Here is a 15,123-nt window from a genome sequence, read left to right as displayed (position 1 = left end):
CGCCGAGCGAGGACGTCGCGCCGGGCGAGGACGTCACGCCGAGCGAGGACGTCACGCCGAGCGAGGACGGCACGCCGAGCGAGGACGTCACGCCGAGCGAGGACGGCACGCCGAGCGAGGACCTCACGCCGAGCGAGGACCTCACGCCGAGCGAGGACCTCACGCCCAACGAGGACCTCACGCCCAGCGCCGACATCGCACCGGCAGAGGTGCAGGCGGGCACGACGGACAGCGACGCCGATGTCGCGGCCGACGATTACGCTGGTCCGGCACCCGACGCATCACCCGACGCATCACCCGACGCATCACCCGACGTCACTCCCGTCGTCGCCTCGCACGAGAGCACTACCGCCACGCAGGAAGAGGACTCCCCCATCGCGCAGCACCACGGCGTCACCATCGGGCAGGAAGTGGACGACTCGCCGATCGCCCGGGAGCTCGCAGACCTGACGGCGCGCCGTAAGGCGCTCGAAGAAGCCGAGGTTCAGCTCACCGGCCGTACGCGCGTGCTGACGGTCTCGAATCAGAAGGGCGGCGTCGGGAAGACGACCACGACGGTCAACCTGGCGGCCGCCCTCGCTGAGCGGGGCGCCCGCGTCCTCGTGATCGATCTGGATCCGCAGGGCAACGCCTCGACGGCTCTCGGGGTCCCGCACACCTCCGACATCCCGAGTGTGTACGACGTACTCATCGACGAATTCCCCCTCGCCGACATCATCCAGGTCAGCCCGGAGTCCCCCAACCTGCTGTGCGCGCCGAGCACCATCCACCTCGCCGGCGCCGAGATCGAGCTGGTGTCGCAGGTCGCGCGCGAGCACCGGCTGCGCGTCGCTGTGGACGACTACCTCGCGAAGCACGAAGGGCAGCTGGACTTCATCCTGATCGACTGCCCACCCTCGCTCGGTCTGCTCACGATCAACGCCTTCACCGCTGCCACCGAACTGCTGATCCCCATCCAGTGCGAGTATTACGCGCTCGAAGGACTGAGCCAACTGCTCGGCACCGTGCGCATGATCCAGAAGCACCTCAACCCGCGGCTGCAGCTGTCGACCATCATGCTGACGATGTATGACGGTCGCACGCGTCTTGCGCAGCAGGTCGCCGACGAGGTGCGCGAGCACTTCCCCAAGGAGGTGCTCGACACCATCATTCCCCGGTCTGTGCGCGTCTCTGAGGCGCCGAGCTTCGGCCAGTCGGTTCTCGCCTACGATGGACAGTCGGCCGGCGCCATCGCCTACCGCGAAGCGGCTGTCGAGATGATCCGGCGCGACAGCGCCTCGAATGAAAGGGGCGTCTGATGGCTGCGAAGCGCACAGGGCTCGGCCGCGGAATCGGCGCATTGATCCCGACGAACGAGCAGGCTGACGACCGCCCGGCCGATGTCTTCTTCCCCCGCGCTGTCGCGGTCGATGAAGCCCCGTCGGTCGAAGCGGCCACCGCCGACGTCCAGGAGAACCTGGTTGAGGTTCCCGGCGCGCGGCTCGCGCACATCGACCCGCACGACATCGTTCCCAACCCGCGCCAGCCCCGCTCCAACTTCGACCACGAGCACTTCGCCGAGCTCGTGCACAGCGTGCGCGAATTCGGCGTGCTGCAACCGGTCGTGGTTCGCACCAACGAGAAGGGCGAGTACGAGCTCATCATGGGTGAGCGCCGTACGCGCGCCGCCCGAGAAGCCGGGCTCACCTCGATCCCGGCCGTCGTCCGCGACACCGCCGATGAGCACCTCCTCCGCGACGCCCTCCTCGAGAACCTTCATCGCTCCGAGCTCAACCCGCTCGAAGAGGCGTCGGCGTACCAGCAGCTGCTCGAGGACTTCGGCATCACCCAGGAAGAGCTCGCGACGCGCATCGGCCGTTCGCGGCCGCAGATCAGCAACACGATCCGGCTGCTGAAGCTGCCGGTGCCGGTACAGCAGCGCGTCGCCGCGGGTGTGCTGACGGCCGGCCACGCCCGCGCGATCCTCTCTCTCGAGGACGCCACGGCGATGCAGCGCCTCGCCGACAAGATCGTCAACGAGGACCTGTCGGTGCGTGCCGCGGAGGCTGCGGCGAAGCTTCCGGATGCCTCACCCACCCGTGCCGCGAAACCACAGGCGGGCTCGCGCCGCGCTCACCTCGACGAGGTCGCCGAGAGGCTCGGCGATCGCCTCAACACCCGCGTGAAGATCTCACTCACGGCAAGGAAAGGCCAGGTTGCGATCGATTTCGCAAGCATCGAGGATCTCAATCGAATCCTGGGCGAGCTGGGAGAGACCGGCTACGGCCCGGCGTGATGCCGGGGCCCTTCCCTCCTGCCGGGCACTCGTCTCCGGCTCCCCGCGCTGACACCGGCCGGCCCGCTGCGGTGGGCCGTGCGCCCTTCGCGAAGTTCGCTCCGCACGCGCAGCTGAACGTGATCGGCCCGCCGCGGAGCTGACACGGCTCCCGCCCCGGCCGACCGGTCGGGGTAACCGTGCGTCAGCGGCGGGGCTCGGTGCGCCGCGGCGCGGAAGACTTCGCCTGCGCCGCACGACGCCGGAGGAGCGCCGTCTCGGCGTCGTTGCCGGGAAGCGCGGCGGCCTCGAGGAACGCGGCGGCCGCGGCATCCGTGTCTCCGAGGCGTTCGAGCAGCTCGGCCCGGACGGCGGGCAGCGGTCGGAAGCCCGACAGCTCCGTCTCGAGCGACTCCACCTCGACGAGCGCCTGCGCGGGGCCTTCTGCCATCGACAGGGCGACGGCGCGGTTGAGGCGGACCACGGCGGAAGGAGCGAGCGCGGCGAGCGCGTCGTAGAGCCCGAGTATCCGCTGCCAGTCGGTCTCGGCGAAGGTGGGAGCCACCGCATGGCACTGTGCGATAGCCGCCTGCAGTCCGTAGTAGCCGATGCCTCGGCCGACAGAGGGGCGCTCGGCACCGGATCCCGCGAGGGTTCCTGCCACGGGTACTGCCCGCGCGATCGCCTCGCTGCCGCGGGCGATCGCCGAACGATCCCACCGGCGGCGGTCCTGCTGTTCGAGCGTCAGCGGCAGCCCTTCGGCGTCGATGCGCGCGGCGAATCGCGACGACTGGAACTCCATCAGCGCTATCAGCGACCAGACCTCGGCTTCCCGTGGCATCAGCGAGGCAAGCTGCCGGCCGAGGCGCACCGCTTCGCGTGCGACGTCGGGGCGCACGAGCCCCTCCCCCTCCGTGGCGGAGTAGCCCTCGGTGAAGAGCAGGTAGATCACCTGCAGGACGCTCGCGAGCCGAGCCGGCCGCTCGGCGCGATCGGGCACCTCGAAAGGCACGCCTTCGGCCGCGAGCGCGCGCTTGGCGCGGACGATCCGCTGCTGCACCGTCGGCACGGTCATGAGCAGCGCGCGCGCGATCTGCTCGGTGGTGAGGCCGGCGACGGTTCGCAGCGTGAGGGCGAGTCGAGCCTGTGCGGGAAGCACCGGGTGACACGCGACGAACACGAGACGCAGGACGTCGTCGTCGATGTGGTCGGGATCCGCCTCATCGGGCACGGTGTCCACAGACTCGGCGCGGAGCGCTTCCGAGATGAACAGCGGCTCGCGCTGAGCCATCCGCTCGCGCCGCCGCCATCCGTCGATGGCGCGCCGCTTCGCCACGGACATGAGCCAGGCGCCCGGATTGTCAGGGATGCCGCCCGCCGGCCACGTCGCCAGGGCTTCGACCAGCGCTTCCTGGGCCAAGTCCTCAGCCCACGCGAAATCTCCGGTGTGGCGCGTGAGTGCCGAGACGATGCGCGCGGACTCCTCGCGCCACACCGCCTCCACGGCGCGCTGAGCGTGCCCGTCGGAGGTCATGCTCTCAGCGTAAAGGGGCTGACCCGCGGTGTCGGAATCGCGTCGTACCCTGGACTGGTGGCAAACGAGGAGCACACCCTGCGACGGAGAGCGAGCCTGGAACTGCTGCGCGCAGAGGCCGCAGATGAACTCTCGGTGCTCGTGCACGAGCGGCTGCGAGCCGGCGAAGACCCGTGGGAATTCATGGAGGACCTGCCGACGGTCGATGAACTGGTCGTGTACCTCCTCCGCGCCGAGAACATCGCCGAGGACGGCGGGTCGCGGCCGAGCGCGAGCCGTCACTATCGCGTCCTGCGGCAGATCGCGCTCGAATATCCGCCGCTCACACGTGCCGTGTGGTCGCTGCTCGGCGACGCGAACACGCACCGCCGGTGGGATCCGACGGTGCGTGCCGAAGCGAGCTGAGCCTCGAGGTCAGGCGTTGGCGGCGCGCCACTCCTGCTCCTTGGCGAGCCACTCGTCGCTCTGGTCGAAGTCGCTGAGGTCGTTCACCCGCCGCACCTCGAGCGCCGTGCCCGGCCCGAGGGGGCACTTGCGAGCCCAATGCTCGGCCTCCTCGCGCGAGGCGACCTCGATGATCCAGAAACCGGTGAACACCTCCCGCGCTTCGGCGAACGGTCCGTCCGTCACGGCCGGCGGTGCGGAATCGAAGTCGACGCGGAACCCTTCCGCGGCATCGGACAAGCCCTCGGCACTGAGGAACACCCCCGCCTTCTGCAGTTCCTCGTTGTAGGCGCCCATGGCGGCGTAGGCCTCCGCCATGTCGTAGGTCTCGGGGTCGAACGCGGCGGCCGCCTCGGCACCGACCTGCATGATGAGCATGTAACGCATGAGGTTTCCCTTCCGTCGGGGCTGGTCCCCGGATGCGGGGCCCGAGTGGCCCCTTCACTCTGTGCGTCGAACAAGCCTCGCCCAGATCGACACCCGGCGGCAAGACAGCCGAGAAGATCTTCGATGCCCGAAGCGGCATATTTGAAGAAATCCCGATCAGAAGGCGAAAACCCCACCGGCAGAGCCGGCGGGGTTTTCGTGAGGAACGGGAAGCGCTCAGCCGATGTACGCGGCGAGGTCCTTCTCGAGGGCGAACTTCGGCTTCGCGCCGATGATGGTCGTCTCGACCGCACCCTTGTTGAACACCTTCATCGCGGGGATGGAGGTGATCTGGTACTTCATCGCGAGGTCGGGATTCTCGTCGACGTTGAGCTTCAGGATGGTGATCTTGTCGGGGTGCTCCGACTGGATCTGGTCGAGGACGGGCGAGACCATGCGACACGGGCCGCACCACTCCGCCCAGAAGTCCACGAGCACCGGACCCTCGGCCTGGAGCACGTCCTGCTCGAACGTGGCAGAGGTCGTCGCCTTGGCGGTCATCTGATTTCTCCTTCGATGGAAGTCTGTCGATTGGGTTGAACAGCGCTGGTCGCGCGATTGTTCCCGGGCGTGTAGCCACGCCCGCGGCGTCAGACCGTGCTGACCTCTGGCAGGCCGGCGATCTGGTCACCTGCGGCATCCGGCTCGCCCGCCTCACCGAGTCCGGCGAGGTAGTGCTCGAGGTCGAGCGCCGCGACCGTACCGCTGCCGGCGGCGGTGACCGCCTGGCGGTAGGTGGGGTCGATCACGTCACCCGCGGCGAACACGCCGGGCACCGAGGTGCGTGAGGAGCGGCCATCGACCCAGACCGTGCCCTCGGGCGTGAGGTCGAGCTTGTGGTGCACCAGGTGCGTGCGCGGGTCGTAGCCGATGGCGACGAACACGCCGTCCAGCGGCAGCTCGCGCGTCGAGCCGTCGACGGTGTCCTGCAGCACGATGCCGGTGACGGCGTCCTCGCCGAGGATGTCGACGACCTCGCTGTTCCAGACGAACTCGATCTTCTCGTTCTTGAACGCGCGGTCCTGCATGATCTTCGAGGCGCGCAGCTCGTCGCGGCGGTGGATGATGTACACCTTCGACGCGAACTTGGTGAGGAACGTGGCCTCCTCCATCGCCGAGTCGCCGCCGCCGACGACGGCGATCACGCGCTCACGGAAGAAGAACCCGTCGCAGGTCGCGCAGTACGACACGCCGCGACCGGACAGCCGGGATTCGCCCTCGATGCCGATCTTGCGCGGTGCGGAACCGGTGGCGAAGATGACTGCGTCGGCCTCGTGGCTGCCGCCGCTGCCGAGGGTGATCTTCTTGACCGGGCCGTCGATGTCGAGCTCGACGACGTCGTCGTAGAGCACCTCGGCGCCGAATCGCTCCGCCTGCTCCTGCATCTTGGCCATCAGGTCGGGGCCCATGATCGCCTCGGGGAACCCGGGGAAGTTCTCGACCTCGGTGGTGTTCATCAGCTCGCCGCCGGCCTCGACCGAACTCGCCACGACGAGCGGGTTCAGGTTCGCGCGCGCGGCATAGATCGCCGCCGTATAACCCGCGGGACCCGATCCGATGATGATGACCTGACGCACGTGCGCACCATTCCTTTCCTGGGAGGCTCGCGGCGCTCCTCGTGAAGCTCGCCAAGCGCGTCGCGACAGACGCGCAGGCTACGGATGCCTCAACACATGGTAACCGCGCGGCATTCCGTCCCCCGTCCCCTTGCGGGCGCGGCGATCGGCCCGTAAGGCGGTCCCAGCGGGCGTCGACCCTGCCAGCCCAACGGAGAAGCGACCGTCAGCGGCGACCGGGCAGGAAGCGCCGCACGAGGCCCATCGCCACCGAGAGCTCCGGCGCGCGCAGGAGCGCCAGGAACCCGACGTACACGGCGATCGCCACCGTGCCGATGACGGCGGCGCCCAGGGCTCCGAGCAGCGGGGTCGACGCCGTCCAGCCGTCTGCGCCGCCGAACCACAGGAACACGGCCCAACCCGCCGCCGCGGCGGGAACCGCGGCGAGGACGAAGCGCGCGAGCGACAGCATCCATGATCCGATGGCGAGGCTGCCCAGCCGCCGTTGGAGCAGCCACGTCGCGAGGATCACCTGCACGATGCTCGCCAACGACTGGCCGAGAGCGACGCCCGCGGCGAGGAAGTCCGCCGTGAGGAGAGCCTGGGCGACGAGCGCCGTCGCCACGACGATGGCGCACTGCACCAGCGTGAAGAAGAACGGAGTGCGGGTGTCGTTGTAGGCGTAGAAGCTCCGCTGGATCACGAACAGCACGGCCAGCGGTATCAGCCCGACGAGGAAGGCGAGGAGCACCCACGCGGCGGCGACAGCCTCCGATGCGGAGTTGGTGAAGATGCGCGAGGCCGGAACGGCCGCTGCGGCCAGAGCGAAGGCCGCGATAACGATGAACACGCCGAGCGTGCGGATGCTGCGGCCGATGTCGGCACGGACGTCATCGTCGCGTCCTGCCGATGCGTGCTCGCTCAGCTGCGTGAAGTAGGGGGTTCCGATCGACAGCACGATGATCGAGTACGGGAGCATGAAGAGCAGCCAGGCGTTCGCCGAGGCGGCAGCCGCAGGCCCCTCGCCGGACGCCGGGGAGAGTACCCGGGACTGCACGAGTCCGGCGAGCTGACCTGCGACGACCATGAGGAACGTCCACCCCGCGAGCTTCGCGATGTGGTTGAGGCCCACGCCGCGCCAGCGGAAGTCGGGGCGCACGTGCAGTCCGGTGCGCCGCCAGAAGAACAGCAGGATCGCGGCCTGCACGATGATGCCGAGCGTCGCCGTGCCGGCGAGGAGGGCGATCATGTCGGGCGTCCAGCCGACGGGGTCGGTGACGGGTCCGCCGAAGAGCAGGATGAAGCCGACGAAGCCGGCGATCGACACGACGTTGTTGACGATCGGGGCCCAGGTGAAGGGGCCGTAGACACGCCTCGCGTTGAGCGCCTCACCGACCAGCGCGTACAGCCCGTAGAAGAAGATCTGCGGCAGGCACCAGTACGCGAACGTCGTCGTGAGGGCGAGCTGCTCGGGCGTGTAGTCCGGGGCGTACAGCTGCACCAGCCACGGCGCGGCGAGCGTCGCGAGCAGGGTCGTCGCCAGGAGCACGACGGTTCCGAGCGTGAACACCTTCGAGATGAAGGCGCGACCGCCATCCTGGTGCGAGCTCGCCTTCACGATCTGCGGCACGATCACCGCCGTGAGCAGACCGGTGGAGATGATGGCGTAGATGTTGTTGGGGAGCTGGTTGGCGGTGCTGAAGGCGTCGCCGGCGCGGCTGCCCACCGAGCCCACGGCCGCGACGAGCACGACGGCGCGCAGGAATCCGGTGAGTCGGGAGACGATCGTGCCGGCGCCGATGAGAACGCTCGCGCGCCCGATGCCGCTCATCGGTGCCGCTCGTCGCTCGAGGCGGGGTCGGCAGCGGCTTCCCCCTCGGCTGGAACCACGCGGTCTGCAGGACTCTCGTCGCCCGCAGTCTGATCCTTCACCGGAGCCTCAACGTCGGCCGCAGCCCCGCCGACTGCAGAACCCGAGTCCAAGTCCGAGCCCGCACCCGACCCCGAGTCCGCACCCTCGCCCGAGCCATCACCCGCCCGCGGACCTTCGCCCGAGCCCGGGCCGGCGGCATCCGTCCCCCGTCGCCGCCGGCGCATGCGCAGCACGGTGCGCACGATGCCGATCGCGAGGAGGATGCCGACGAGCACGGCGAGGGCCGCGAGGCCGGCGGTCTCCCAGTCGGCGTACACGTTGATCTCGACGGACTCCGGCTCGCCGATCGCCACGAAGGCGGGGCTGCGCAGCTGGAGGCTGAGGGTGACGTCGCCGCGGCCGACCCTGGCCTGCACCGGCACCTCGACGCGCGTGTTGCTCGACGGCGTCGCGACGACGGGGGTCTCGCCCTGAACGTCGAGGCGGAGGTTGTCGCGGGTCGTGTAGAGCACGAGGTTGACGGGGTAGGGCAGGTCGTTGCGCACCCAGAACCGCAGCGCGGCGTTCGACCCGTACAGGTCGCTCGGGCTGGTCGGCAGCAGCGCGACGGAGCCGAGGGCGTCGACGGTCTCGGCGCGGTGCTCGGCGATCGTGGCGGGCCACGTGTCGTCGCCGATCCACGCGACGCCGAGCAACTGCAGGATCTCGGCACGCTCGGGGCCGGTGAGCAGCGGCGGCTGGTCGAGGATCGTCGCGAACCGGGCGAGCTCGCCTTCCCCGCCGATGAGAGCGGATGCCGCCGCCGCCCGCTCCGCAGAGGCCTCGGTGCCCGCGAGCTCGACTTCCCGCGCCTCGCCGGCAGCCATCGCGGGAAGGGCGCGGGGAGTGACGTTCGGCGCGGACACGGCGGCCGAGATGGCCGCCGCCAGTCCGAACGCCGGGCGTCCGTCACCGCGCCCGACCGTCACGAGGAGCGGGCCGTCGGCGTCGGCTGCGGCGAAGGCGAGGTACGCGGTGGCGGTCGTGAGCGGCGCACCGCGGAGCCAGGGCTCGTCGCTCCGCGACGCCTCGTCGAGGGCCGACGAGACGTCGCTGTCGTACACGAGCACCTCGGCGTCACCGACGAGACCGCGGGCTGAGACGGAGCGGCCGGCGGCTCCGGCCTTCGTTGTCGAGGACGGGACGATCGTCGCCGCAGACGCTCCCTCGGTGCCGAGCTCTCCGAGGCGCGAGACGATGTCGGCGTCGGCGGTGCCGTCGGCCGGCCAGAAGACCGCCGGGCGTGTGGCCGGGCCGACCGCGAGGAGCGTGTCGGTGCTCGGCAGCGAGTCGGACGGCTGCGGCGTCGGTGTGGGCGTCGGTGTCGGCGTGCCGGAGGCGGTGGGTACGGGTGTCGTGGTCGGCGTGGGCGTCGGGGCGGTGAAGTCCGACGGCGACATGTAGGCGATGAACGACGTCGGCGCGAGCGGCTGGGGCGCTCCGGCCTGCAGCTGCGCGGTGACGTCTGCATCGCCGAACTGCAGCGCGAAGCGCGAGTTCTGGAGGCTCTCGAGGCGGGCGAGCCAATCGAGCGCCGATGTGGGCGCCGACATGCCGAGCACCCGGATCGCGGCCGGCACGGCAGGGTCGACCGCGAGAATCGCGCCGGTGTCGGCGACGGCGTCGAGCTGGGTGGTCAGATCGCCGTCGGGCGCCGTGAGCACGGCGAGCTCCTCCGAGGTGAGCAGCCCTTCGCTCAGCGCGCCCGCGGTGATCGGCACGATCACCCCGATGCCGACGTCGGCGGCGTCGTCAGGAGGCACGATCATCGCGCTCGTGGCGGTCACCGTACCGCCGTCGCCTTCGTACGACGCGGCGAGCGGATACACCCCGGGCGCGCGACCCGCGAGGACCGGGTCGGCTGACGCGATCGTCATGCCTTGTCGTTCGGCCGAACCCGGCTCCACCGCGCCCAAGGTCTCCGTGGCGACCTGGTCGAGCGCCGCCGGTGCGTCCGCCTGGTCGAGCCAGTCGCCGAGCGCGTCGCGGTCGGCGAGCGGGGTGCGGCCGAGTGACAGCGTCACGGTCAATGGGGCGGTGGCGGCGTCCGTGCCGTTCTGCAGCGAGAGGGTGACGCTCAGCGGATCGCCGGGGCGCACGATGCCGTTGGCGAGCGGCGACAGCGTGAACACGGTGGTGCCGGCGGGAATCGTCGAGGTCGGGCTGGGTGAGGGCTGGGGGCTTGCCGCCATGGCGCCGCCGGGCACGAGGAGCCCCGCAAGCACCGCAACGGCCGCGACGGCGGCGGTCACGAAACGCGGGGCGCGGCGCACGGGGCGCTGCGGGGCTCGCGGTGGGGTCACGATGATCCTGTCGGGGGGTTCGCTCCTGTGCGATGGCCTGACCGCACGATCGAGTGCGATTCTACGGTCCGCGCCTCGGAGCCCGCCCGACGCCGCCCCGCGCGCGTCGCCTGCGAACGTGCCTGGCGCCGCGTTTGGGCGCGGCGCGGTTGAATGGACCCGTGCTTCCCGAACCGGATCCAGCCCTCTGCCGTGACCTCGCCGACGACCTCCGTGACGCCGGTTTCACCGCCGAGGCGCTGCGCGACGCGTGGGGCGCGGCTGCCGACGACGCCATCGCCCGCGGTCTGCGAACGCCCGCCGCGCGCGCGCTCGGCGACCGCGGCGACGCCCTCGCCGTGCTGGGCAGGCTTCTCGTGCTCGGGATGCCGCAGGCTGCGGCATCCGTCGATGAAGCGCTCGTCCGCGCCGGCGCGGAGGGACTCGCGCACCTGGGCCTGGCGACCGTCGCCGACGCCGGCGCCGCGGCCGCCGAGGGCAGCGCCGCAGAAGACAGCGCGGCGACCACGGGGACGAGCGTGCAACCGCGCGCGGTGGTACGTCCGCAGTCGTACACGGATGCGTCCGGAACCGGACAGTGGTGGATCGCGAGCGACCTCGACGAGGCCGCGCTCGGCGGGCCGCTGCCCGAGGACCACGTTCTCGGCGTCGGCGGCGCGTCGCTGACGCTCGCCGGGCTGCAGCTGCCGACGCCCGCCCGCCACGGGCTCGACATCGGCGCGGGATGCGGCATCCAGGCGCTCCGCGCCCGCGCGCAGGTGGACCACGTCGTGGCCACCGACATCTCGCCGCGCGCCCTCGGCTTCACCCGGCTGAACGCGCTGCTCAACGGAATCGACGGCATCGAGGTGCGGCTCGGGAGTCTCTTCGAACCCGTCACCGGCGAGCAGTTCGACCGGATCGTGTCGAACCCGCCGTTCGTGATCACGCCGCGCGTCGCCGACGTGCCGGCCTACGAGTACCGCGACGGCGGCATGGTCGGCGACGACGTCGTGGCGGCGTTCGTCACGGGCGTCGGCGCGCATCTCGCCCCCGGCGGAACCGCGCAGCTGCTCGGCAACTGGGAGACCCGTGACGGCGTTCCCGGGCTGGAGCGCGTGCGGGACTGGGTCGCATCGTCGCCGGTGCCGCTGGACGCGTGGGTGGTGGAGCGCGAGAGCCTCGACCCGCTGTCGTACGCCGAGCTGTGGGTGCGCGACGGCGGCACGCTGCCGGGCGGGCCCGGCTTCGCGCGGCTGGTCGACGCGTGGCTCGACGACTTCGGCGCGCGCGGCGTGACCGAGATCGGGTTCGGCTACCTGCTGCTGCGGCGTCCGGTGTCGGGCGCGCCCACCTTGGCGCGGTACGAGACGCTCCACACCGCCCTCGCCGGCGACAGCATCGGCGCCCACCTGGCGGCGGCCCTCGACGCCCACGACCGCCTGGCGGGGGTCGACGACGCGGGGCTCGCGGCATCCGTCTTCCATGTCGCCCACGACGTCACCGAAGCCCGGCACCACCTGCCCGGGGCCGAGGACCCGACCGTCATCGAACTGCGACAGGGTGGCGGGTTCGGGCGTGCGCTGAGCGTCGACCCCGGGCTCGCAGCGCTCGTCGGCGCGTGCGACGGCGATCTGCCGATCGGTGCGCTCGTCGATGCGATCGCCGAGCTGTTGGAAGTCGACCCCGCTGCGCTGCGCGCCGACCTTCTTCCCCGCGTCCGGGAGCTGGCTTTCACCGGATTCCTGCGGCTCGCGGCGTGACGTGCGCGGCTGGCGCAGCCTGGACCCTCGGTAGGCTGGAGCCCATGCTCAACATGGCCGAGGGCGTCGCGCGCCTCGGCGCGCTCGCCGAGTCCCCCGTCGTCGCCACGCTCGCGCGTGCCTTCTCCGACGCCGGCTTCGACCTCGCGATCGTGGGCGGCCCCGTCCGCGACGCGCTGCTCGGCCGCCGCACCAACGACCTCGACTTCACGACCGATGCCCGCCCCGACGACATCCTGAAGATCGTGAAGCCCATCTCCTCGGCGCAGTGGGACATCGGGCGGGCGTTCGGCACCATCGGCGCCCGTGTCCGCGGCGAGCAGGTCGAGATCACGACGTACCGCGCCGACAGCTACGACGGCGTGACCCGCAAGCCGACGGTCGAGTTCGGCGACACCATCGAGGGCGACCTCGCGCGCCGCGACTTCACCGTCAACGCCATGGCGCTGCGGGTGCCGGGGCAGACCCTGGTCGACCCGACCGGCGGCGTCGAAGACCTGGTGCACGGCATCCTCCGCACTCCTGCCGACCCGGCGGTCAGCTTCGGCGACGACCCGCTGCGCATGCTGCGGGCCGCGCGCTTCGCGTCGCAGCTCGGCTTCGCCGTCGACTCCGCCACCGAGGCCGCGATGGCGGAGCTGCGCCAGACCCTCGAGATCGTGAGCCCCGAGCGCATCCAAGCTGAGCTCGTCAAGCTGCTGGCGACGGACGACCCGGTGCGCGGCATCCGTCTGCTCGTCGAGACCGGGCTGATCGGCGAGTTCCTTCCCGAGATCCCGGCGCTGCAGCTCGAGGTCGACGAGCACCACCACCACAAGGACGTCTACGAGCACTCGCTCACCGTGCTGCGCCAGGCGATCGATCTCGAGAAGAAGCGCAATCCGGATGCCGCCCCCGACGTGCCGCTGCGGCTCGCGGCGCTGCTGCACGATATCGGCAAACCGGCGACGCGGCGGCTCGAGCCGGGCGGCGGCGTGACGTTCTACCACCACGACATCAAGGGCGCGCGCCTCGCCCGCAAGAGGCTGCAGGAGCTGCGCTTCGACTCCGCCACCATCGCGACCGTGACGCGGCTGATCGAGCTGCACCTGCGCTTCTTCGGGTACTCCGAGGGCGCGTGGACCGATTCCGCGGTGCGCCGCTACGTTCGGGATGCCGATGCCGAGCTCGACCGCCTCCACATCCTCACCCGCGCCGACGTGACGACCCGCAACGTCAAGAAGGCCACGCGCCTCGCCCGCGCCTACGACGACATCGAGCGCCGCATCACCGAGCTCGCCGCGCAGGAAGAGCTCGAGGCCATGCGGCCCGAGCTCGACGGCAACCGCATCCAGCAGGTGCTCGGCATCCCGCCGGGCCGCGAGGTCGGCGAGGCGTACCGCTTCCTGCTCGACCTGCGCCTCGACGAAGGAGTGATCGGGCCGGATGCCGCGGAGCAGCGCCTGCGCGAGTGGTGGACCGCGCGCTCCTGAGGAACCACCGATTCGGGGACGCGGCCGGGGGGCTCAGCGGGCGATCGCTCGCAGGTGCGATGCCACGCGCTCGGCGAACGCCGGGCACCCGGCGCCGGCGAGGGCGTCCGCGAGCGGCTGGGCGGCGCGCTGCCTCGTCACGTCGCGCACGGCAGCGGGTGCGGTGTCGTCTGTGAGGCAGAGGAACTCGTCGGGTGTGCAGATCTCGAACGGCAGAGCGTCGCCGTCCTCGCGCGTGCGGGCGCTCGCCGAGAGCAGCACATGCGCGCCGGTGGTCAGGGCGTCCTCGACGGCGGAGTCGCCGACCCGGCCGCCGACGCCGGGCTCGGCATCCGTCTCCGCGGCGCCCACGACCTCGTCGAGGCTGGCCGTGAGAAGAGCCAGGCGCCGCGGGGCCGCCGCCGCTCGCGCGGACGGATCCCCGCTCCGCCACAGACGCACGGCCTCGGCCACGACGGCCGGGGAAGAGTGCAGCTGGAAGGCGTCGGTCTCGTCGCGCAGCAGCGCCAGCCACTCGTACGGGGTGCGCGCGGCGAGGACGTCGGCGTCGACGAATACACGTTGCGGCACCAGGTCAGGCTACCCGGCGCCGGTTATCGATCCGCTCCGAATTCGTCGTCGAGCTCGCGCAGCGCCTCGAGGGCAGCGCGTCGATCCTGCGCGCGGCTCTTGCGCAGCGCCAGCACGTCGTCGGTGCGCAGTCGCGTATGGGTTCCGACCTGCCGCGACGGCAGCTCGCCGCTGCGCACCAGCTTCATCAGCGTGGGGCGTGAGACGCCGACGAGCTCTGCCGCGACGGTGGTGGTCAGCTCCGCCGGCAGCGCGCTGACGGCGAAGTGGCCACGGGCCAGACCGCGGAGCACCTGGATCAGGAAGGAGCTCACGTCGGGCGGAACCGCCACAGGCTCGCCGTCATCGGCGGCGAGGGAGAACTCCCGTGCGCCCCGGTCGTGCGCGCGTCGCACCAGGTCGGCGGCCTGCTCGCGCAGGCTCTCCTCGACGAATACTGTCCCGTTCGTCAACACCACGGTCATAAGGCCCCCCGACCCGTGACGCGCCGTCAGATCGGGCGCTGTTCGCCGCCATGATATCCGGTTGCACTTGCAGCTGCATGCTTTGCAGATACATCTGGAACGCGCTAGCGTCGGCCGATATCGACGGACCGATGGATGGGACACGACACTGGTGGATGCGGTAGCGCTCAAGCGGACCTGGGCTCAGGTCGCGGCTCACGGGGACGCGGTACCCGGATACTTCTATGCGCACCTCTTCCTCGCCCACCCCGAGACGCGCGATCTGTTCCCGGTCGCGATGGCGGCCCAGCGAGATCGGCTCGTCAAGGCGCTCGGCCACATGGTCAGCAACGTCGACCGCGTCGGCGACGTCGTCGGCTACATCGAGGACCTGGGCCGTGACCACCGCAAGTTCGGCACCATCGCCGGTCACTATCCGGCCGTGGGCGCCTCGCTGCTCGCGACGC

General features: G+C 71.0%; 14 protein-coding genes. 6 read left to right on the top strand and 8 right to left on the bottom strand.

The features are described from left to right. The first annotated feature begins 374 nt into the window (after window positions 1-374). Both B1729_RS15885 and B1729_RS15880 read left to right on the top strand, forming a co-directional pair. Window positions 375-1,298 (top strand): ParA family protein, encoded by a 924-nt coding sequence (locus B1729_RS15885; RefSeq protein ID WP_163633744.1) that lies wholly within the window; start codon window positions 375-377, stop codon window positions 1,296-1,298. Beyond that, a complete protein-coding gene (locus B1729_RS15880; protein ID WP_163616264.1) occupies window positions 1,298-2,275 on the top strand; it encodes a ParB/RepB/Spo0J family partition protein in 978 nt (325 codons plus the stop codon). The genes B1729_RS15885 and B1729_RS15880 overlap by 1 nt, the downstream gene beginning before the upstream one ends. 184 nt (window positions 2,276-2,459) lie before the next feature. Here B1729_RS15880 and B1729_RS15875 read toward each other — a convergent pair whose 3' ends face one another. Further along, window positions 2,460-3,788 (bottom strand): sigma-70 family RNA polymerase sigma factor, encoded by a 1,329-nt coding sequence (locus tag B1729_RS15875; protein ID WP_163633742.1) that lies wholly within the window; start codon window positions 3,786-3,788, stop codon window positions 2,460-2,462. 54 nt (window positions 3,789-3,842) lie between these two features. Between B1729_RS15875 and B1729_RS15870 the strand changes: the two genes are divergently transcribed. Next, complete coding sequence (locus B1729_RS15870; RefSeq protein ID WP_204259976.1) at window positions 3,843-4,193, top strand: tryptophan synthase subunit alpha; 351 nt, start codon at window positions 3,843-3,845, stop codon at window positions 4,191-4,193. Between the two features lie 9 nt (window positions 4,194-4,202). Here B1729_RS15870 and B1729_RS15865 read toward each other — a convergent pair whose 3' ends face one another. The 5 genes from B1729_RS15865 to B1729_RS15845 all read right to left on the bottom strand — a co-directional run bounded on the left by B1729_RS15865 (window position 4,203) and on the right by B1729_RS15845 (window position 10,429). Continuing rightward, window positions 4,203-4,619, bottom strand: a complete 417-nt coding sequence (locus tag B1729_RS15865) for a YciI family protein (RefSeq protein ID WP_163633740.1) — start codon at window positions 4,617-4,619, stop codon at window positions 4,203-4,205. A gap of 216 nt (window positions 4,620-4,835) precedes the next feature. Further along, on the bottom strand, window positions 4,836-5,252 hold the full coding sequence (gene trxA / locus B1729_RS15860) for a thioredoxin (RefSeq protein WP_275575853.1): 417 nt from the start codon (window positions 5,250-5,252) through the stop codon (window positions 4,836-4,838). Further along, the gene (gene trxB, locus B1729_RS15855; RefSeq protein WP_163633738.1) at window positions 5,249-6,235 is read right to left on the bottom strand and encodes a thioredoxin-disulfide reductase; all 987 of its coding nucleotides are present in this window, start codon (window positions 6,233-6,235) and stop codon (window positions 5,249-5,251) included. Before trxB ends, trxA begins: the two co-directional genes overlap by 4 nt. A 205-nt stretch (window positions 6,236-6,440) precedes the next feature. Then, entirely contained in the window at window positions 6,441-8,045 is a 1,605-nt protein-coding gene (gene murJ, locus B1729_RS15850; RefSeq protein WP_163616254.1) for a murein biosynthesis integral membrane protein MurJ, read from the bottom strand. Further along, window positions 8,042-10,429, bottom strand: a complete 2,388-nt coding sequence (locus tag B1729_RS15845) for a DUF6049 family protein (protein ID WP_163633736.1) — start codon at window positions 10,427-10,429, stop codon at window positions 8,042-8,044. Before B1729_RS15845 ends, murJ begins: the two co-directional genes overlap by 4 nt. A gap of 161 nt (window positions 10,430-10,590) precedes the next feature. Between B1729_RS15845 and B1729_RS15840 the strand changes: the two genes are divergently transcribed. Beyond that, entirely contained in the window at window positions 10,591-12,171 is a 1,581-nt protein-coding gene (locus tag B1729_RS15840; RefSeq protein ID WP_163633734.1) for a methyltransferase, read from the top strand. A gap of 44 nt (window positions 12,172-12,215) precedes the next feature. Then, window positions 12,216-13,643, top strand: a complete 1,428-nt coding sequence (locus B1729_RS15835) for a CCA tRNA nucleotidyltransferase (RefSeq protein WP_163616247.1) — start codon at window positions 12,216-12,218, stop codon at window positions 13,641-13,643. Between the two features lie 33 nt (window positions 13,644-13,676). Here B1729_RS15835 and B1729_RS15830 read toward each other — a convergent pair whose 3' ends face one another. Both B1729_RS15830 and B1729_RS15825 read right to left on the bottom strand, forming a co-directional pair. Continuing rightward, the gene (locus B1729_RS15830; protein WP_163633732.1) at window positions 13,677-14,213 is read right to left on the bottom strand and encodes a hypothetical protein; all 537 of its coding nucleotides are present in this window, start codon (window positions 14,211-14,213) and stop codon (window positions 13,677-13,679) included. A gap of 23 nt (window positions 14,214-14,236) precedes the next feature. Continuing rightward, window positions 14,237-14,677, bottom strand: coding sequence for a helix-turn-helix domain-containing protein (locus tag B1729_RS15825; protein WP_163616243.1), 441 nt, complete (start codon window positions 14,675-14,677; stop codon window positions 14,237-14,239). 151 nt (window positions 14,678-14,828) lie between these two features. On the opposite strand from B1729_RS15825, the gene B1729_RS15820 reads away from it, so the two are divergent. Beyond that, a partial coding sequence (locus B1729_RS15820; RefSeq protein WP_239539674.1) for a globin domain-containing protein occupies window positions 14,829-15,123 on the top strand: 295 nt, incomplete at its 3' end.

Source organism: Microbacterium sp. B35-04, from assembly GCF_010634885.1.
Taxonomy (GTDB): Bacteria; Actinomycetota; Actinomycetes; order Actinomycetales; family Microbacteriaceae; genus Microbacterium.
The sequence above is the reverse complement of the archived record's forward strand: the minus strand, read 5'-3'. Positions and strand labels throughout refer to the sequence as shown.

Bases quoted from the DNA above. Each gene is read 5' to 3' on its own strand.
- B1729_RS15880 (WP_163616264.1), top strand. From the start codon at position 1,298: ATGGCTGCGAAGCGCACAGGGCTCGGCCGCGGAATCGGCGCATTGATC.
- B1729_RS15875 (WP_163633742.1), bottom strand. From the start codon at position 3,788: ATGACCTCCGACGGGCACGCTCAGCGCGCCGTGGAGGCGGTGTGGCGC.
- B1729_RS15865 (WP_163633740.1), bottom strand. From the start codon at position 4,619: ATGCGTTACATGCTCATCATGCAGGTCGGTGCCGAGGCGGCCGCCGCG.
- murJ (WP_163616254.1), bottom strand. From the start codon at position 8,045: ATGAGCGGCATCGGGCGCGCGAGCGTTCTCATCGGCGCCGGCACGATC.
- B1729_RS15835 (WP_163616247.1), top strand. From the start codon at position 12,216: ATGCTCAACATGGCCGAGGGCGTCGCGCGCCTCGGCGCGCTCGCCGAG.
- B1729_RS15825 (WP_163616243.1), bottom strand. From the start codon at position 14,677: ATGACCGTGGTGTTGACGAACGGGACAGTATTCGTCGAGGAGAGCCTG.